Raw genomic sequence first — 19,315 nt, forward strand, 5'->3', positions numbered from 1 at the left:
TCTTATAGTACCTCGTCCATGCTTCCACTTCTGAAACCTTCCATGTCAAGCGTGATATATGAATAGCCCAGTTCTTTGAAACGGGAAAGCAATAGGTCCCTTTTTTCATGAACAACAGGGAAATCGTCCGGCAATACCTCAATACGTGCAATGTCATCATGTTCGCGGACCCTGACATGCGTGATCCCGAGGGACAGAAGGAACTCTTCTGCACGTTCTATTCTCCTGAGGGATTCATTTGTTACTTCTACACCATAAGGCAGTCTTGATAGCAAACAGGCATTAGATACCTTATCGGCAACTTCAAGTCCCAGATGGCGAGCTATCTGACGCACTTCCTTTTTTGTAACGTCGAACTCCGTATAAGGAGTTAGGACCAGATCCCCTGCCTCATTTATTGCAGCCCAGCCCGGCCTGCGGCCGGTGATCTCGGAAGCATTGGTTCCTTCGATCAGCACATTCAGGCCTTCCCGGTCCATCACATCTTTCAATGTTTTCATGACGAGTTTCTTACAATAATAACATCTATCCTGATCGTTCTGTCTGATCATTTCATCGGACAGCATATCGTGTTCCAATACGATATGGCGGATCCCGATCTGTTTTGCAGTCCTCTTCGCATCCTCCAGTTCACTTTGGGGGATCGCGCAGGAATCAAGCGTCACTGCAAGGGCATTGTCGCCCAATACTTCAAAAGCAAGGGCTGTCAGTGTTGTACTATCTACGCCTCCGGAAAAAGCAACCAGTACTTTTTCTTTTTCAGCTATCGCTCTTTTGATCTTTTCGATCTTTTCGGAAAGGGATGGATATTCAGAGATGCTCACAATAGTTCCAAAGTTCCATATGGATAAATAAGTAGTGCAAGCTGCAAAATAGGGCAGTATACAGATAAAGTTTTATTAATTTAACAATATAAATGAAGTAACTTACTAATCATGATCATGATGGCTCTGGGGATGAAGAGCTTATTTACAACAAGAGAAAAAGGTGAAAAAGTGGAAAATGAATGGCAGATCGACTTGAAATTACCGGATATCGGAGCCATGGCCACACTTCTGGCAACCTCCATATGCTCTGCAATACTGGGTGCTGCGGAGATCGCATACACGATGGTGTGGATAACCGCAGCCTATGAACGCCATGGGAAGAGCTTCTTTATAGACCTGATCAACGCAAATGACCTTACATGGACTGCTGAATTTATAGTTGTAGCAGGATCATTGCTACTACTTTCATCGATAGTTTTCCTGATAACCATGTTCTATTCCCTGGTAGAGCTAAATGCATTGAGAAAACCGGAAAAGACTGTCAGGATGAATATCGTATTTATACTGTTCATCATTGGGTTGATACTGCTGTTCATAGCACTCACTTCTGCCCTGATCCTGAGATACATGTGATCAGTAAAACATCTAGCTAAAAATTCACAGGATGGAAATATCATGAGCTTTACCAATATCACAGGCAGCATAAAGGAAGTCCCGAAACCTAAAGAAGAGAAGAGGACCAGGTTTGAGGACATAAAGAAAACAGCGACCAAAACCAAGAGGGTGATGTATCCCATCTCTGCCATTGTCGGACAGGAGATGATGCTTCGGGCACTGATCCTGAACGCCATTAATCCTTCTATTGGCGGTGTGCTGATAAGAGGACAGAAGGGAACCGCAAAATCAACCGCTGTAAGGGGACTGGCAGAGATCCTTCCGGAGATAGAGGTCATTGAAGGGTGCAAATACAACTGCGACCCCCTTGACCCCGAAAAGTTCTGCTGGGAATGCAATGATAAGCAGAAGAAAGGAATGATCAAGATCGAAAAGTCACCCATGAAAGTGGTTGACCTGCCGGTGGGTGCCACAGAGGACAGGGTAGTAGGTAGCCTTGACATCGAAAAAGCGGTTAAGGAAGGAGTGCAGGCCTTTGAACCCGGCATCCTTGCAAATGCTAACAGGAACCTCCTGTATGTGGATGAGATCAACCTTCTGGATGACTTCGTTGTGGATGCCTTACTGGACGCCGCAGCAATGGGTGTGAATACCGTTGAAAGAGAAGGTGTCAGTGTCAGCCACCCTGCCAATTTCATCATCGTTGGAAGCATGAACCCTGAAGAAGGGGAACTTCGACCACAACTGCTGGACAGGATAGCCCTGCAGGTGGAAGTTGAAGGTATTGCAGATATCGAGCAGCGCATAGAGATCATTGAAAGAAGGAACCAGTTCAACAAGGACCCACAGCAGTTCAGAAGGGACTTTGAGAACGAACAGGAGAAGCTGCGTACAAGGATAATCAAGGCAAAGCAGTTGCTCGGAAGGATCACTACAACACGTGAGAACCTAAGGACAATTGCACAGATCTGTGTGGCATTCAATGTTGATGGCCACAGGGCTGATATCATGATCGAGCGTACTGCACGTACAAATGCGGCTTATGAGAATCGTGAAAGGATCACAAATGAAGATATTATCGAAGCCGCTGAGATGGTCCTCCCCCACAGGATGCGAAAGAAACCTTTCGAAGAAGAGGAATTCAGCGCCGAACAACTTCGTGCTGTGGTAAATGGAACTGTCTGATAAGGGTATAACGGATGAAGGATAAATCTGCTGCTTCCCGTATGCGAAGGGAGCTTGACCGGGAATATGACATGAAGATATTCAATCCCGGAAGGCTCGTTCTCAGCATCAGGTTACCGCTGGAGGAACTTTCACAGATCAGTGGGACGGATACATTAGCTGTGCATGAGAAATTGCTTTCCAGAACTGAAAAACTGCATCCGGAAGATGTGGAAGACATTTTCATAATCTCTGATAACGACCATGTTGTTGTAGAACCGGTGTCTTTTTTCAATTCAATTGAAGATGAGGTCAGCGTCCCGATATCTCCTGTTGAAGAACCAGAAGAAGAAGCTGAAGCCCTCCCCATTGCTGACCCGATCGAAATTATGAGCATAGAGGTCACCGAAGAGAGTGATGGATGTAGTGATGAAGATATCCAGGTTCATCTTGTTCCAACAGAATACGAACCATGTGTTGAGACCGGACCGAGAAGGATCAGAAAAAAGGCCCCGGTACTTGTCAAAAAGACCAACAATAATAGTAACGAGGAAACAAAGGCTGTTTTCAGGGCTCCTGAGACAGCATTACAGGCCGTTTCGAAAGACACTGTACCGACAGAGATCCAACCAGCGGAAGAGAAACAGGAGGAGGAAAAAGTACAGGCAGATCCTGATGCAGGTGTAAAGTTAGAAGAAGAAGCAGAAACCCCTTCATTAAAAGTAACACCTGCAAACAGTGAGAAGAAAGATCCTTTAGAGGATGAGAAGGTCGTTAGCAAGATACTCACCGATTTTGCCAGGAACAAACAAAAGAAAAAGGTCGTATCAGGCAGGCTCAAATCAGGAAGGCGTGCGGAAGTACTTACCAAGAGCAAGCGTGGCAGGTATGTAAGGTACCGGATGCCCGGTGACAAGATAACTGATATTGCTATTGCTCCCACTATCCGTGCAGCAGCACATCATGCTGTGGACGGGAAGATCGTTGTCAAAAAGAGCGACATGCGGGAAAAGATAAGGCGTCGGAGAATATCCACACTCATTAACATCGTCTTTGATACGTCCGGTTCCATGGATGAGAGCGAGAAGATAAAGATCACAACTGATGTTGTACTTGCATTGCTAAAGGATGCATACCAGAGAAGGGACCGTGTTTCGCTTGTCACATACAGCGGAAGGGCAGCAGAACTTGTACTGCCGTTCACATCATCGGTAGAAGCTGCAAAGAGGTATCTGGAAATGGTCCCGTTCGGAGGCACGACCCCAATGGTATCAGGGATGCTTACCGGACTTGAGACGCTGCTCCAGGAGCTGAAACGTGAACCTGCTGCAGTCCCTATTATGATACTGGTCACTGATGGTACGGCAAACGTCCCGATGCATCTTGGAGGCAATATTAAACGGGAACTTATGCAGATGTGCAGGAGGGTCGCAGACAAGAAGGTCAACATGCTGGTAGTTGATATCAGCAATAATGGCAGCGTACTTGCCGAAGGTCTGGCAGAGGTTGCCGGTGGCAGGTATTACCATCCAGTACTTTTAAGTAAGGAAACACTTTATTCTGCAATAAAAGAGGAACGTGACGATCTGACGGATATTGCATCTTCTGCTTCGCCTGAAGTGATTGGAACATGATCGTAACGGTCCGGGGCTGTTAATATGGCCTGACCTAAATTTAAAGGGCACGATAATATGTTAGAAGTTCTTCAGGAATCACTCCGGAAAGCACCTATTGTGAACAGAGGCGAATACCCTTATTTTATTCACCCCATATCAGATGGCGTACCATCACTTGAGCCTGAACTGCTCGATGAGATCGCTGAACATATGATCAGTATCGCAGGTACCGATTATGACAGGATAGTTTCTATCGAGGCAATGGGCATTCCCCTTGCAACTACCCTGTCCCTGAAGACAGGCATCCCATTCTCCATTGTAAGGAAAAGGCAATATGGACTCGAAGGAGAGGTCATCCTATCCCAGAGCACCGGGTACTCAAAGGGAGAACTGTACATCAATGGTGTGAAGAAGGGAGAAAAGGTGCTTGTGGTCGATGATGTGATCAGTACCGGAGGTACACTAAAAGCACTTTTGCCGGCCCTTGAGAAGATGGGAGCACAGATCACTAACGTGATCGTTGTTATCAGCAGGGGCGATGGTGCCATTAAGATGCACGACATGGGCTATGAGATCGACACCCTTGTTAAGATAGATGTTGACCGGAACGGAGTCTCCATTCTGGAGGTGGCTGGTGAGCAGCAGTGAAGCCTTCGACTTCAGGATCGAACATATTATTGATGTTATAAGGGACGTACAACCTGCAATTATCGGATTGCAGTTCCCTGAGGGATTTAAAAGACGTGCACCTGCTATCGCATCACAGATAAGTGAAGCTACCAGTGTTGATATACTGATCTCTGCAAACCCCTGTTATGGGGCATGCGATCTTGATATTGCTATCCTTGACAATGTTGACCTTTTATTCCATTTCGGCCATGCTCAGCTTGATGATAACAGATACAGTGAGAAGGTCATTTTTATTGAAACACGCTCCGATGCTGACGTGACGGAAGTTGTCAGGAAAGCCATTCCTGAGATAAAAGGCAAGCGAGTAGGAGTGCTTACTACAGTACAACATATACAGAAGCTGCCGCAGGTTTGCGACATCCTTGCATCCGAAGGAAAAGAATGCCTGATAGGAAGAGGGGACAGCAAGATAGCATATGCAGGACAGGTTCTCGGATGTAATTTCTCAGTGGCTGACGGGCTCGAATGTGACGAGTTCCTCTACATCGGTAGCGGACAGTTCCACCCCCTTGGCGTTTCACTGGCCACCGGAAAAAGGGTATTGATCGCGGATCCGTTCTCAAATGAGGTGCGTGAGGTCGAGCCCAGAAAGATACTAAAACAGCGCAGTGCAGTTATTGCTAATTCACTGGATGCGGAAACCTTCGGGATACTGGTGTCAACGAAGCCCGGCCAGAACAGAATGACACTTGCAAGGCAATTGAAAGAGCTTGCTGAGAAGAAAGGCAAGACCGCATATATACTTACAATGGACCTGATAACGCCTGACCAGATGTTGCAGTTCAAGGTGGATGCTTTTGTGAGCACCGCCTGCCCAAGACTTGCAGTTGATGAGGTTGGCAGGTTCTCTGCACCTATGCTCACCCCGCAGGAGTTCGAGATAGTGATAGGAGAGCGCGAGTGGGAAGAGATCACTTTTGATGAGATAAGGGGAGAGTAAGGAAGCGATGAAACAACGCAAGCTGGAGATACTTCTTGAAAAGGTGAGAAGTTTTGACTCCCCGGATGTTACGCTTGAACAATATTCGACCCCTTCCGTACTTGCTGCGGAACTGCTCCATTTCGCGTTCATGAAAGGCGATCTTGATGACACTGTCTACGACCTGGGCTGCGGCACAGGGATGCTGGCGATCGGGGCAAAGATACTTGGCGCCAAACGGGTTGTCGGCTTTGATTCCGACCCTGCTGCCCTTGATATTGCAAGGGAGAACGCAGAAAAGCTCGGTGTTGAGGTGGAATTTGAGTGCCTGGATGTCAGGCAGGTCAGGGGACATGCACATACCGTTGTGATGAACCCACCGTTCGGAGCACAGGTAAAGGGAAGCGACAGACCGTTCCTTTCAACTGCCATGAAAGTTGGGGATGTGACGTATTCCATACACAATCGTGGAAGTCTGGCCTTTGTCAAAAAATTTATAGAACCTGCTGTAATAACAGAATGGTATAATACAGGGTTTCCAATAAAACGAACCTTTAAATTCCATAAAAAAGATGTAGAAAGAATTGAGGTAGAAATATACAGGATAACAAAGATAAGTGACCAGGACGATTGAGCAAAATAAACTGGCATATCTAATCTACAAGAGGGATTCCTATTAGAATAAGAAACCGTAAGAAAACGACCAGAAGGAACATTAAATCTTCAAATGAAGAGACCAAGGTCGAAGAAGAAACAGCAAAAGCTGCCAGCGAAAAGGTAGAAGTGGCAGAGAAAAAGACCGGGGACAGGGAAAACAACAGGACTCCTAAGAGAGAAAACGCCCCCAGGAAAGACAGCAGAGATTCCAGAAGGGATAACAGAGATTCCAACAGGGACAGCAGAGGACCCAGGAAGGATAACAGAGACTCCAGGAAAGACAACAGGGGCAGATCCAGACCTAAGCCGGAACCAGAGCCTGAACCTGAAGTTGAGGAGCTTGAACACATATCTGCTGAAGAGAAGACCTTTGTACTGCCAGGAGACCTTATCGGCACTACAGAAGAGTTCGAAGGCGGAGACAACACATTTACGGTCAGGGGAGATATACACTCACTCGCTACCGGACATGTAATGGTCAACAAGAAACGCAGGAAGATCACTGTCAAACCAACCACAAGCGTACCTCCGACCATGGGAAGAGGAGATATTGTTGTTGGAACGATCATGAACGTGCGCGATTCCATGGCACTTGTGCAGATCGGCGCTATCAAAGGAAACGATGACCGAGAGTTCATCAATCCGGGCATCGCTGCGATCCACGTGTCCAATGTGAAGGAGTCATACGTCAAGGAAATGTCACAGGAGTTCTCCGTTTCAGATGTTGTCAAGGCAAAGATCATAAACACCGACAACATGAGGATGACAACTGCTGGCGATGAACTTGGAGTAATGACCGCAACATGTTCAAATTGTGGTACCACACTTAAGCTCGATGGCGATAAACTGAAGTGCCCTGAGTGCGGACATGTTGAAACACGCAAGTTGTCTTCAGGCTACGGCACAGGTATAATTTGATCAGATCACATAATCATTGCAGGAGATCATTCAATGGAACTTAAGATCTTAGAGAAATCAGAAGATGAAATGAAACTTGAGATAGCAGGAGAAAGTCATACCCTCCTGAACATGCTCAAGATCATTCTTCTTGAGGACGACCGTGTCCATACGGCATCATATGACATGAAACACGTTACTATCAGTGAACCGATCCTGTTCGTCAAGACCGAGAACGCTGATCCTATAGATGTTGTCAAGGATGCTGTTGCAACACTGATCAAAGAGTGCGACGAGTTCATCTCAGTCTTTAACAAGGCTGTTGCATGAACCTTTTTTCTTTTTGTGACTTACAGTAATAGTTTATACTTTACAAAAAATACGGCTGCATTACTAGCCCGACCCTGATGTGAATATATGACACTTGATGATGCATCATTACAGAAATTTGGATTTATCGAACGCCCAGCTAAGGGTCTGATCAATATCGACCCCCTGCAGACCGGAGGAATACTGACAGAGGATGCCAGACGCGCACTTGTCGAGTGGGGAGATGGTTATTCCATCTGCGACAACTGTGGCGGTGTCCTTGACCTTATCAAGAAGCCACCGGTGCAGGAATTCGTGCACAATGCCCTCCCGGAGTTCCTGGGTGTGGACGAAGCACGGGTCACACACGGCGCTCGTGAGTCAAAGTTCGCAGTGATGCATGCAATGGCACAGGAAGGCGACACGGTGGTCCTGGACGGCCTTGCACACTACTCCTCAGTGGTCGCTGCACAACGTGCCCGCCTGGAGATCAGAAAAGTGCCACACACCGAGCGCCCGGACTACTACCTCGATCCTGAAGGCTACGGCACTGCCATCGAGGAGACCATCAGCGAGACCGGCAAGGCTCCCGCACTGGCACTCCTGACATACCCGGACGGCAGTTACGGCAATCTAGCAGATGCCAAGAAGATCGCATCCGTCTGCCATGAGTACGACGTCCCCCTGCTCCTCAACTGTGCATATTCCGTGGGAAGGATGCCGGTAAACGCCAGGGAACTGGGCGTGGACTTCATTGCAGGAAGCGGACACAAGTCAATGGCAAGCTGCGGACCCATCGGAGTCCTCGGTGTCAACGGCGACTATGCCGAAGAAGTGTTCAGGAAATCCCCAACCAACAAGAACAAGGAAATAGAGCTTCTGGGCTGCACAGCCCGCAGCGCTACCCTGATGACCATGATAGGATCATTCCCCGAGGTCGTCAAACGTACCCGCAACTGGGACAACGAGGTTGCAGATGCCCGCTGGTTCTCCGGAAAGCTCGAAGACCTCGGCCTCATCCAGATGGGACAAAGACCCCACAACCACGACCTCATGTTCTTCGAGGCCCCAAACCTCTACGAGATCTCAACAAAGGTCAAAAAAGGAAGATACTTCCTCTACAAAGAGCTAAAGGCCCGCAACATCCATGGCATCAAGGCCGGCCTCACCAAATTCTTCAAGCTCAGCACCTTCGGCGTCGGCAGGGAAAATCTCTCCTTCATCGTAGATTCTTTCGACGAGATCATCCAAAAATACGAGTGAGGGTAGCCTCACTTTCTCTTTTCTTTCTATTTTCACATAACCGCCAGTTGCAGCACCCTTGAAATCGCAACCAGCAAACCAAAACAGCTATAATCTAAAAAGAATAACAGAAGATAGTACATTGTGCGGCTGTGGTTTAGAGGCTATGACCTGAGCTTCCCAAGCTTGGAACCCGGGTTCGATTCCCGGCAGTCGCATGGTTTTCTGATAGTGATTTTAGTTGTTGTTCCAGTGAAGCTACTCTTGCTTCGAGGTCTGATTGAGCAGTTGGTTGTACAATTTTTATATCGGCATCGAATTTTTCGTCGAGAGATATTACAAACAAAGGCTTCACATTGCGATTAGAACAATTAAAAATCGAAGGGAGTTAATCAAAAAGATTAATAATTTCCTCCCCAAACTTTTTAGAGTCATATGTCATTGTCCCCCTTGATGCTGGTTTCTCCAAACTTAAATCCGTACGAGATACAACATTCATGAACTTCGGAAGCTGGCATGATCCTAATGCTCTAAAGAATTCAGACCCACGTTCACATTCTGATAGTTTAAAATCGTCCATAATTTGTACATAGTTCATAAAATTATTGGGAGTTAATAAACTAGACAAATCTTGAACTTTATCAAGAAGATCACCTTTTCCTAATTTTCTTTGTAGTTGAACTTTTCTATGCTTTAATTGTTTTTCTTTGACCCAAGAATGAGGATTTCTATCATTAAGTATTTCTGATTCAAGCTTCACCATTTCTTTAACATAGTCTGGCACATTGGTATTAATTCGATCTGCTACATGCACTCTCGCAGTCATCGGAAATTCTTCAATGTCAATTTCAGAAAATGCCATCCTCAGACCTTCTGGATTTTTTAATTGTGCGGACAATTCGTATTTCACTTTATCAGTTAATGGTTCTGGAGATGACCTAGTGTTAACTAGGCTTTTTAAGAAGCTATCATCCATACGATATGAAATTTCTACACTAAATAAATCAAACTTCAAAGCTGGCTTTAAATCTATAATGCATCTGTCTTCTTTTTCATATACATTATCTTTTATAACTTCTGGAAAAGGAGAAAAACCAGTTGTTTTGATATCATAAACTTTTGATTTTGGTAATTCTAAAGTTCCATTTGTTAATCCATTCATCCATTTCGAAAATCTACCATCCACTTTCATATGAGTTGTATGAATTCCAAACCCATTCATGCACTCTAATCGTAAAGAATTTTTTTTCTCTACATTCATTTTATTTGATACTTTTTCTGAAATATGCGCAAGTGAATTAAGATCTTTGATTGTCTTTAGTGCCATCAATTCAGTCATTTGAACACCTCCTAATGGACAATAAATCTCTAACTGATATGCTGGTGTCAATTTCAGAGTTTATTGTAGTCCTAATTTCAACTGGGTCCCCACACTCTTGATTCAATAAATCAGTTGCATGTATTTTTATTGCAAGTTGACAAATTCCCTTATTAATTGTAACATTTAACAACGGATTCGAAAAGTATGCTTTATTAATTGAATACGTTTCAAAGTATTCATTTAATGGTTTTAGTACTAATTTTTCAAGGCTGTTTTGTTTGTAGAATATTGACATAAATAGAGTGATGAATGCATCTGCAAAATTTTCATCACTCATAGCCTTAGTTAATTTTTCATCTAAATCTTCAATATATTTTGTCATTGACATTTTTTCTTCATTTAATTCCAGCATCAAATCTATAGTATTAGAATGACTTGGAAACTTTAACTTTAAATCAATTAGTCCCTCGTTAAATATATTTGTAATATTTTGGATTTCATCCTTTACATCTGAAGGCATATCAACTATGCAATGATTGTCTTCTAATTCTTCAATATCAAAAAATACAGTTGTCTTACCTTGAAGCATTATCTCGATTTCATCACTAAGCATAGAATCATCATCGATATAAATTACAGAAGGCACCTGAGATGCGTTTACAATAGTACTAAATATAGTACGCCTTTCATGAAAAGAATAAATTATTCTATTATCTTTAATAAAATGGACTTTCAAGCTTCCAGGATGATAATAATCGTTAGTTGATTCTGTAGATAATATGCCTCCAAGGTATCCATCAACTTGAAAATCTCTGACAATAATCTGATTATTTTCAAAAATTGCTTTGTTGATATCTGAATTGTGAATTTCGAGTAATGAATTAAATCCATCTATTTCAAGTTGAATTTCATCAGGATTATCTCCATCCCACAATATAAAAAAAGGAACATCTTCTCCTTGTATGATATCATTAGCCAAAAAAACGTCACTGATTTTAGTGTCGTATTCAATGTTTTCTATATCTTTTAGCATAAATATACCTAGTCAACAATGACTTTTTTTTTACAAATAGTTATCTTTTAATTAGTTGCTTAATTAAAAATAATTAGTTGTTTTAAAACTGACTTACTATAGGTTGAACTATACTTAGCAAATCCTTTCACAAATAAACAAACTCACCACACTAAACCCAGCACCCAAGAATTTCCACAATGCCACCCCCCAAAGAATAATATAATAATTCTGATAGATTATATTGCATGGGGGAAATCACAACTAGCGAATTAGCTGAAAACCTGCACAATTATAAGATAATTGATATCAGGCCTATCGATGCCTACAATGGCTGGAAGGAGCGGGGAGAGGCCAGAGGCGGGCACATAAAAGGTGCAAAGACGCTGCCTTACAAGTGGTTACACTATATTGACTGGATAGAGATCGTCAGGAATAAAGGGATCCTGCCGGAAGATCCCCTGGTCATTTATGGGTATGACAGGCAGAAGACAGAAGAAGTGGCAAGGCAGTTTGGGAAAGCCGGCTACCCTGATGTAACTGTTTTTAACTTTTTTCTTGAATGGACGGAGAAAGGTCTGCCAATGGAGCATCTTGCAAGATATCGACAGCTGGTCTCAGCGGACTGGCTTAACCGGTTGATAACCACAAATAACGCTCCTGAATATAGCAATAATAAGTTCGTTTTGTGTCATTCTCACTACAGGAGCCCTGCCGATTATGAGGAAGGACATATTCCGGGAGCAATATCCATTGACACGCTCTCTCTTGAATCTCAGGAAACATGGAATCGTCGCTCTCCTGAAGAAATAAAGGAAACCCTGGAAAGCGCGGGTATAACCCATGATACAACGGTCATTATCTATGGAAAGTTCTCTGCACCAAGTTATGATGATCCGTTCCCGGGAAGCAGCGCAGGCCATCTGGGTGCAATGAGATGCGCATTCATCATGCTTTATGCCGGTGTAAAAGATGTTCGCATACTTAATGGCGGACTTCAGTCATGGCTTGATTCAGGTTATGATATCACCCGGGAGTCTGCTGAGAATAATAAAGTGTCTTTTGGAGTTGAAATCCCTCAAAGACCGGAAATTATGGTTGATCTTGAAGAAGCAAAAGAGATCCTTTCTTCCCCTGACAAGAACCTGGTGTGTGTTAGAAGCTGGAGAGAATACATTGGGGAAGTGAGTGGGTACCACTACATTAAGAAGAAAGGAAGGATCCCGGGAGCGGTATTCGGGGATTGCGGAACAGATGCTTACCACATGGAAAACTACAGGAACCTTGACCACACCATGCGCGAAGCTCAGGAAGTTGCAGACATCTGGGAAGAGAGCGGGATCACTCCCGAAAAGCGCAATGCGTTCTACTGCGGAACCGGGTGGAGGGGAAGTGAAGCCTTCTTTAACGCGTGGCTTATGGGCTGGGATAAAGCAGCGGTCTATGATGGCGGATGGTTTGAATGGAGCAACAACGATCTTCCTTTTGAAACAGGGGTCCCCGAACAATGATCATAGAAGATTTCATGCCACAGACAGGAGATAGCTCTATCAGGGAGAAACTTGCAGCCTGCCTGAGAGCAGATCCTAAAACACTTCCTTCAATGTTCTTCTACGACCATCATGGATCCGAATTGTATGAGAAGATCACTAAATTAGAAGAATACTATCCTCCAAAGATCGAGATCCCATTGCTCAGGTCAACTGCTCAAAAATTGAAACATGAGATGCAAGACTGCGATCTCGTAGAACTGGGAAGTGGGGACTGTTCGAAGATTTCAGTCTTCCTCGATGAAGTACCAAAAGAGATCCGTCAGACCATCGTATATTATCCGGTTGACGTCTGCAAAGATTCCATCGAGAAATCTGCCTGTAATCTTCAGGATAAATATCCTGAAATGAAGATCCATGGGATCACCGCTGATTTCCTTGAGCATATTGAGAAGATCCCGGGGAAAAGAAAACGGTTCTTCTGCTTCTTCGGAAGCACTATCGGTAATTTTACCGAGGCAAGGGCAATGGAATTCATGACCGATCTTGGCAAAGTCATGAATAAGAACGACAGGCTTCTCCTTGGAGTGGATATGGTAAAAGATATTGGCATCATTGAAAAAGCATACAATGATAGCAAGGGGATCACTGCAGAATTCAATAAGAATATATTGAATGTTACAAATGAACATCTTGAGACCGATTTCGACCCGGAGGAATTTGAACATGTTGCATTCTTCAACAGGGAATATTCCCGGATCGAGATGCACCTGAAGGCAAAGGACGATCTGGAAGTAGCAAGCCCCATTCTGGATGAGAAGATAATCCTCAAAAAAGGCGAGACCATCCACACAGAGAACTCTCACAAATACACTGTTGACGGCATCAAAAGAATGGCAGAGGCTGCCGGGCTTTCCGTAGAGAACATCTTTAGCGATGATAAAAAATGGTTCTCCCTTGTTGAAATGGTGAAAAGATGACAGATTTTGCAAAAGATTTCCCGATACTTTCACAAAAGGTGTACGGGAAAAGACTGGTCTATCTTGATAACGCAGCAACGACCCAGAAACCGGACTCTGTGATCGATACGATGTCTGATTTCTATAGGACAGATTATAGTAATATCCACAGGGGTCTGCATTACCTGAGCGAGGTCTCAAGTGAAAGGTATGAGGAAGCACGAAAAAAGGTCAGTGACTTCATCGGTGCCCGCAACCCGAGTGAAGTGACATTCACTTCCGGAACCACCGGTTCCATTAATCAGGTCGCACGCTCGCTTGAGCCTTCCTTAAAAGGAAACGAAGTTCTGGTAACCGGTGTGGAACACCACTCAAATATCGTACCTTGGCAGCTTGCAGGAGCAAATGTAAAGGCAATCCCGATGGATGACGATTGCAAATCGCTGATAGACTCTATGGAGATCACGAACAAAACAAAATTGATAGCCATAGCTCATGTATCAAATGTTCTTGGTTCTGTAAACGAGATCAAAGAGATCACTGAGATTGCAAAGGATCACGACATCCCGGTCCTTGTTGATGCAGCCCAGTCAATACAGCATTTGCCTCTTGATGTAAAAGAGATCGGTTGCGACTTTTTAGCTTTCTCAGGCCATAAGATGTATGCATCTACCGGTGTTGGAGTGCTTTATACAAGCGATCGCTTCAGTGATATTATGCCGGCAATAGGCGGAGGGGGCATGATCGATAAGGTAACTCTTGAAAGATCAACATACCTGGATCCTCCTTTGAGGTTTGAAGCAGGCACACCGGATATTGCAGGAGCAATAAGTATCGGTGCAGCAATTGACTACATGCAAAAAACAGGCATGAATAAAATAAAAAAGCATGAGCATGAGGTATATTCCTACGCCAGGGACAAACTGCTGGAAATAGATAATGTGACAGTTTATGGGAATACCACCCAGATGTGCGGAGCTGTCTCATTCGATCTGGACAATATTCATCATTATGATACAGGATTGATCTTAGACAAGATGGGGGTTGCTGTCAGGACCGGACATCATTGTGCCCAGCCACTGATGAAATTCCTCGGGGTAGAAGGCACAGTGAGAGCAAGTTTTGCATTGTATAACACAAAAGAAGATGTTGACATGCTAATTGAAGGAATAAAGAAAGTAGAGATGATGTACAAGTGAACGATGCTATCCAGGATGAGATCATAGAACAATTTGACGGCCTTGAATGGTTTGACAAATATGGTCTCCTTATTTCTTTTGCTAAAGAACTCGAACCGATGGATGAAGAATTTAAGGTGGAAGAAAATTCGATCAGCGGATGCCAGTCCAAAGTCTGGATCAGAAGTTATACTGAAGATGGCAAATTGATCTTTGACCTCGATAGTGATGCGATGATAACTAAAGGGATAATTGCTCTTGTAGCTAAAGTAGTGAACAATCGGTATCCTCAAGAAATATTAGATACTGATCTCTATTTTATTGACAAAATTGGATTGAAGTCAAATCTCTCTCCTGCGAGATCGAATGGACTGGAGTCGATCATCACCAGGATAAAAGAGATTGCTGAAAAAGAAGCTAATTTGAAAAGTTAAAAAGGATAGGAATAGTTTCAGAGTATATGGCCCTGCAGAGATCCTTATTTTCGCCAAAGAACAGCAACCCGGTTTGGTGACAATTTTACAATGATATTTTACGCGAAACCGTGGCATCTGCACCCAATCCAATGAACTTCACAGTTGTTCCTGACAATGTGCTTTTCGAAAGCTGTGTTGTTGAGGGATGATCGCAGACTAAACCCGACCCTCCTCTTCGCACAAAGAAGGATGTGCCCTACCCCTGACCCTTGTGCTGACATACCATACACAGGGTCGGGAAGGAATACGTGATCACTGGCGGCCTGTCATTGATCAGAAGCTTATCTGAAGAGGTGTTATGTAGTGATCTTTTCCGCAGTGCTTCTGGTGGAGGGTGTGGCGGGGCTGCTGGATGTGCTATTTGGGGTGTCGGGGTTGGCCAGAGGTTTTGGCGTGGTTCATTTGTTTAGTGCAGAGTATTATATTATTATCCAAATACATAAATAATTATATATGCTTATAAACCTACAAGCCATGAGAGAAGGAGGGAGTATCCATCAAACTCATCACAATAATTGCTATATTTTTACTTTTGCTTGTTCTTGGCAGTTTCAATTCAACTGCATCAGACATAACACTTGAACCATCATCTCAGATCGTCACAACCGGTGAAAACTTTACAGTGGATGTTTTTATTACACCGGATACTGCAATTGCAGGATTACAGTTCGATCTCGAGTTTGACAGCTCAAAAATACAGATAGACAGCGTATCCGAAGGCAGATTCTTAAGCCAGAATGGGGCTTCAGCATTTTTCAACGAAGGAAACATAGACAACAATGCCGGAATACTTTCAGATGTTTACGGGTCGATAATTGGCCCTTCAAGCATCTTAGGCCCTGAGTCATTTGCAATCATCACAATGAGTGTAAAGGACCAGGTTACAAGCACATCAACAATTAGTCTGAAAAATGTGATAGTAAGTGACCCATCAGGAAATCCTATAGATGTCTTGATCAATGATCTGACCCTGACCATTAACGAAGGACCTGTAGCAGTTGCCAATGGGCCCTCCGAAGTTAATGAAGGTGATATATTATCTTTTGATGCCTCGGGTTCCTATGATCCGAATGGTGTTGAAATAACATCATATGAATGGGACTTCAGTGATGGAACAGCAGCATCCGGCCTGGAAGTCACACACGCTTATAAAAACAACGGCATCTATACGGCAACATTGACAGTAACCGATGATAAAGGTGCATCTGCATCTGACACACTTACAGTAACGGTAAACAATGTTGCACCAGTTGTGGATGCAGGACCGGACCAGACAGCTAATGCAGGTAATGAAGTCCGTTTTTCAGGAAACTTTGATGATCCCGGAATTCTCGATACCCACATAATTTCATGGGACTTCGGAGATAGTGAAATTGCAGAAAGTGCATTAACACCTGCTCACACTTATGCTGATAAAGGTGTTTATAACGTGATCCTGACCATAACTGATAATGATGGTGCATCTACATCAGATACAGCAACGGTCACAGTGGCAGCACCTGAGATCAACACCATTTCTATTGACAGCACCAACATGTCAGTTGTGGAAAACTACAATTTCTGGAAATGGACCCGGATATACGCCACAGCAGAAGTAAAGATTGTTGATTCCACCGGCAGTCCTATCGATGGTGTAGTAGTCTCCGGCCAGTGGAGTGGTACGACCAGCGATAGTGATTCCGGAGTAACTGACAGCAATGGAAAGGTTACTGTAGACTCAAAGAAAGTGTGGGGATCCGGACCAAGAACATTTACCTTTACGGTAGACGGCGTTTCCCATAACATCCAATGGGACGGCGAGACAAGATCCGGCACGATCACATATCAGTGAAAGCATTTGTATTCATGAGGAGAAAGGAGTAAACTCCTCATTTTTATTATTAAACGCACTCATAACTCCCTCCATTCTCCACCCCCCTCCTCCTCTGGAGCTGACTATTCCGAACAGATATAACATTTAATTTTTCATTAAATAGATAGTAAAATAATTCCAGATCCCACCACACATCTCCGATATTATTATACCCTCGGGCATCCTATCTATTAATATGCCATATCCAGTTGCGCATGTTATGTTCTTCGTGCTCTGCATCTGTGCAATAGCAGTCTATACACCCCTTGTGGCACTCCTTCGCAGGGATATTTCATTCAAAGAGATCAGACATATCCTGTTGCTGCTGTTAATAGGAGCTTTTTTTGCACTGTACCCGGACATCACTGCTGCTTATAACATCATTGTGAATGGTACCCTAGAACACACCCTGATCGGACCGATCCCAACACATTCACTGCTGTTCAGTTCCTCTGCACTCCTGTTTGGAGCGATTATTGGATATATGGTATATCGGGAATTTAGCAAGGCTGCATATATGGGGTTTTTTGCCGAATCTGCATCCCTTTCACATCTATTGCTGGATGATCTTGCCGGAGGAAACATAAACTATTATTACCCAATATCCAGTAGAACGATTAGCGTGTTCTCATATATGGATGTAGGATTAGCATGTGGTAATCTCATAAATTATATGCTCGCATCCTATGTAGCAATTCTCTTTATCGCCGTTGTGATAATGATGGCATTGTTTGCATTGAACCACCTTGGTTTTGAGTTCAGGTATCGATCTGAAAAGTGATGAACTGCTGACTTCTCACTTTTTCCAGCAACCATGACAAAATATTTCAATGTTGAACACATTGTAAATTTATGACATCCAAACAAACGGCACTGGCAATCTTGCTTCTAGCATTCGCATTAACGTGCATCGGCTGCATCGAAAATACACAGGCAGACCCTGATACCACCATAAATGCGCAATCTGTTGAGGAATATGACCTTGCTGCTGCGAACAATGCTTTTGCCTTTGACCTGTACTCTGAATTACAGGAAGGCAAGGATGGGAACATGCTCATTTCTCCTTACAGTATCTTCACTGCAATGGCTATCTGTTATGAGGGTGCTGAGGGAACTACACAACAGCAAATGGCAGAGGTACTTTATTATCCGCTTGACAGGTCTGTCATGAGACTGAGCGCCAAAGAGTATATCGATACCGTGAACCGGAATTCCGATGACTATGAACTAAAAACTGCAAATGCAATCTGGTTACGGGAGGACCAGCAGCTTGTAGCTGACTATGAAAATAACATAGAGGAATATTACAATGGGAACGTCGATAAACTCGATTTTGAAGGGGAGCCTGAAGAGTCTGCAAAAACAATTAATGAGTGGGTCGAAGAACAGACCAACAACAAGATAAAAGACATAATCGACGGGCAGTCATTTGACGGGTATACCAAACTCGTGGTCACAAATGCTATTTATTTCAATGGAAGGTGGCAGGAGGACTTCGTGGAATTCAGGACGAACAAAGAACCTTTCCACCTGACAGAGGGTGAGGAGATCCAGGTGGACATGATGTATGATCAAAGAAAAGCCAGTTACGGGGAAACCCCGGAAGCAAAGATACTGGAACTTCCATACAAAGGGAATGACCTTTCAATGTATGTTGTACTCCCGAATGAGAACAACATCGACAATTTTGAAAGCACTTTCACGGTCAACAACTACGATAAGCTCAAAAGGGGAATGAGTGATGAATATGATGTCAGGATATGGCTGCCAAAATTCAAATTCCAGACAAAAGAAAAGCTTTCATACCCACTCGTAAAAATGGGATTAACTGATGCTTTCTATGATTTTGGTTTTACAGGAATAACTGAAGAGACGGACCTGACCATTTCAGAAGTGATCCACCAGACTTATATCGACGTGCAAGAAAAGGGAACAGAAGCCGCTGCTGCAACAGCCGTTGAAGCAGTAGACTGTGCCATAGTCGATGAGCCGGTCATAAAAGAGTTCAAGGCAGACCACCCATTCATGTTCTTCATCGAAGACAAAAGAACCGGATGTATCCTTTTCATGGGGAAGGTTGAACACCCTGAGTACGATCAGGTTGCAACAGCATGAAAGCAGGATGAAATATTGATAACAAGTAACAGGATG

General features: G+C 43.8%; 19 protein-coding genes and 1 tRNA gene. 17 read left to right on the plus strand and 3 right to left on the minus strand.

What is annotated here, in order from left to right; all coding sequences use genetic code 11:
• Nucleotides 1-2: 2 nt before the first annotated feature.
• Nucleotides 3-824, minus strand: a complete 822-nt coding sequence (gene larE / locus E7X57_RS01090) for an ATP-dependent sacrificial sulfur transferase LarE (protein WP_244603553.1) — start codon at nucleotides 822-824, stop codon at nucleotides 3-5.
• Between the two features lie 171 nt (nucleotides 825-995).
• Between larE and E7X57_RS01095 the strand changes: the two genes are divergently transcribed.
• From E7X57_RS01095 to E7X57_RS01140, 10 genes are all read left to right on the plus strand, one after another.
• A complete protein-coding gene (locus tag E7X57_RS01095; RefSeq protein ID WP_135609664.1) occupies nucleotides 996-1,400 on the plus strand; it encodes a hypothetical protein in 405 nt (134 codons plus the stop codon).
• A 42-nt stretch (nucleotides 1,401-1,442) separates the two neighbouring features.
• On the plus strand, nucleotides 1,443-2,567 hold the full coding sequence (locus E7X57_RS01100; RefSeq protein ID WP_244603554.1) for an ATP-binding protein: 1,125 nt from the start codon (nucleotides 1,443-1,445) through the stop codon (nucleotides 2,565-2,567).
• Nucleotides 2,568-2,581: 14 nt separating this feature from the next.
• Entirely contained in the window at nucleotides 2,582-4,180 is a 1,599-nt protein-coding gene (locus E7X57_RS01105) for a VWA domain-containing protein (protein ID WP_135609667.1), read from the plus strand.
• 57 nt (nucleotides 4,181-4,237) lie between these two features.
• On the plus strand, nucleotides 4,238-4,810 hold the full coding sequence (hpt, locus tag E7X57_RS01110; protein WP_135609669.1) for a hypoxanthine/guanine phosphoribosyltransferase: 573 nt from the start codon (nucleotides 4,238-4,240) through the stop codon (nucleotides 4,808-4,810).
• Entirely contained in the window at nucleotides 4,797-5,792 is a 996-nt protein-coding gene (dph2, locus tag E7X57_RS01115; protein WP_244603555.1) for a diphthamide biosynthesis enzyme Dph2, read from the plus strand. Before hpt ends, dph2 begins: the two co-directional genes overlap by 14 nt.
• Before the next feature lie 7 nt (nucleotides 5,793-5,799).
• Nucleotides 5,800-6,405, plus strand: coding sequence for an METTL5 family protein (locus tag E7X57_RS01120; RefSeq protein WP_135609673.1), 606 nt, complete (start codon nucleotides 5,800-5,802; stop codon nucleotides 6,403-6,405).
• A gap of 149 nt (nucleotides 6,406-6,554) precedes the next feature.
• A complete protein-coding gene (locus tag E7X57_RS01125; protein ID WP_244603556.1) occupies nucleotides 6,555-7,346 on the plus strand; it encodes an exosome complex RNA-binding protein Csl4 in 792 nt (263 codons plus the stop codon).
• Nucleotides 7,347-7,379: 33 nt separating this feature from the next.
• The gene (locus E7X57_RS01130; RefSeq protein ID WP_135609675.1) at nucleotides 7,380-7,655 is read left to right on the plus strand and encodes a DNA-directed RNA polymerase subunit L; all 276 of its coding nucleotides are present in this window, start codon (nucleotides 7,380-7,382) and stop codon (nucleotides 7,653-7,655) included.
• 87 nt (nucleotides 7,656-7,742) lie between these two features.
• On the plus strand, nucleotides 7,743-8,897 hold the full coding sequence (pscS, locus tag E7X57_RS01135; protein ID WP_135609677.1) for an O-phospho-L-seryl-tRNA:Cys-tRNA synthase: 1,155 nt from the start codon (nucleotides 7,743-7,745) through the stop codon (nucleotides 8,895-8,897).
• Nucleotides 8,898-9,022: 125 nt separating this feature from the next.
• A tRNA-Gly gene (locus tag E7X57_RS01140) sits at nucleotides 9,023-9,094 on the plus strand.
• Between the two features lie 170 nt (nucleotides 9,095-9,264).
• Here E7X57_RS01140 and E7X57_RS01145 read toward each other — a convergent pair.
• Together E7X57_RS01145 and E7X57_RS01150 are read right to left on the minus strand one after the other, a co-directional pair.
• Nucleotides 9,265-10,215: a hypothetical protein gene (locus E7X57_RS01145; RefSeq protein WP_135609679.1), complete on the minus strand. Its 951-nt coding sequence runs from the start codon at nucleotides 10,213-10,215 to the stop codon at nucleotides 9,265-9,267.
• Nucleotides 10,208-11,230: a hypothetical protein gene (locus E7X57_RS01150; protein ID WP_135609682.1), complete on the minus strand. Its 1,023-nt coding sequence runs from the start codon at nucleotides 11,228-11,230 to the stop codon at nucleotides 10,208-10,210. Before E7X57_RS01150 ends, E7X57_RS01145 begins: the two co-directional genes overlap by 8 nt.
• A gap of 227 nt (nucleotides 11,231-11,457) precedes the next feature.
• Here E7X57_RS01150 and E7X57_RS01155 point away from each other — a divergent pair, with 227 nt between their 5' ends.
• The 7 genes from E7X57_RS01155 (at nucleotide 11,458) to E7X57_RS01185 (ending at nucleotide 19,279) form a co-directional block, all read left to right on the plus strand.
• Nucleotides 11,458-12,720, plus strand: coding sequence for a rhodanese-like domain-containing protein (locus E7X57_RS01155; RefSeq protein WP_135609684.1), 1,263 nt, complete (start codon nucleotides 11,458-11,460; stop codon nucleotides 12,718-12,720).
• Nucleotides 12,717-13,679, plus strand: a complete 963-nt coding sequence (gene egtD, locus E7X57_RS01160) for an L-histidine N(alpha)-methyltransferase (protein WP_135609686.1) — start codon at nucleotides 12,717-12,719, stop codon at nucleotides 13,677-13,679. The genes E7X57_RS01155 and egtD overlap by 4 nt, the downstream gene beginning before the upstream one ends.
• Nucleotides 13,676-14,857, plus strand: a complete 1,182-nt coding sequence (locus E7X57_RS01165; RefSeq protein ID WP_135609688.1) for an aminotransferase class V-fold PLP-dependent enzyme — start codon at nucleotides 13,676-13,678, stop codon at nucleotides 14,855-14,857. The genes egtD and E7X57_RS01165 overlap by 4 nt, the downstream gene beginning before the upstream one ends.
• Nucleotides 14,854-15,270, plus strand: coding sequence for a SufE family protein (locus E7X57_RS01170; protein ID WP_135609690.1), 417 nt, complete (start codon nucleotides 14,854-14,856; stop codon nucleotides 15,268-15,270). The genes E7X57_RS01165 and E7X57_RS01170 overlap by 4 nt, the downstream gene beginning before the upstream one ends.
• Nucleotides 15,271-15,844: 574 nt before the next feature.
• Complete coding sequence (locus E7X57_RS01175; protein ID WP_135609692.1) at nucleotides 15,845-17,143, plus strand: PKD domain-containing protein; 1,299 nt, start codon at nucleotides 15,845-15,847, stop codon at nucleotides 17,141-17,143.
• Between the two features lie 217 nt (nucleotides 17,144-17,360).
• Nucleotides 17,361-17,945 carry a metal-dependent hydrolase gene (locus tag E7X57_RS01180; RefSeq protein WP_135609694.1) on the plus strand — a complete coding sequence of 195 codons (585 nt, stop codon included), beginning with the start codon at nucleotides 17,361-17,363 and terminating at the stop codon, nucleotides 17,943-17,945.
• A gap of 71 nt (nucleotides 17,946-18,016) precedes the next feature.
• The gene (locus tag E7X57_RS01185; protein ID WP_135609696.1) at nucleotides 18,017-19,279 is read left to right on the plus strand and encodes a serpin family protein; all 1,263 of its coding nucleotides are present in this window, start codon (nucleotides 18,017-18,019) and stop codon (nucleotides 19,277-19,279) included.
• Nucleotides 19,280-19,315 lie beyond the last annotated feature (36 nt).

The sequence above is a fragment of the Methanococcoides sp. AM1 genome, assembly GCF_900774055.1.
GTDB lineage: Archaea > Halobacteriota > Methanosarcinia > Methanosarcinales > Methanosarcinaceae > Methanococcoides.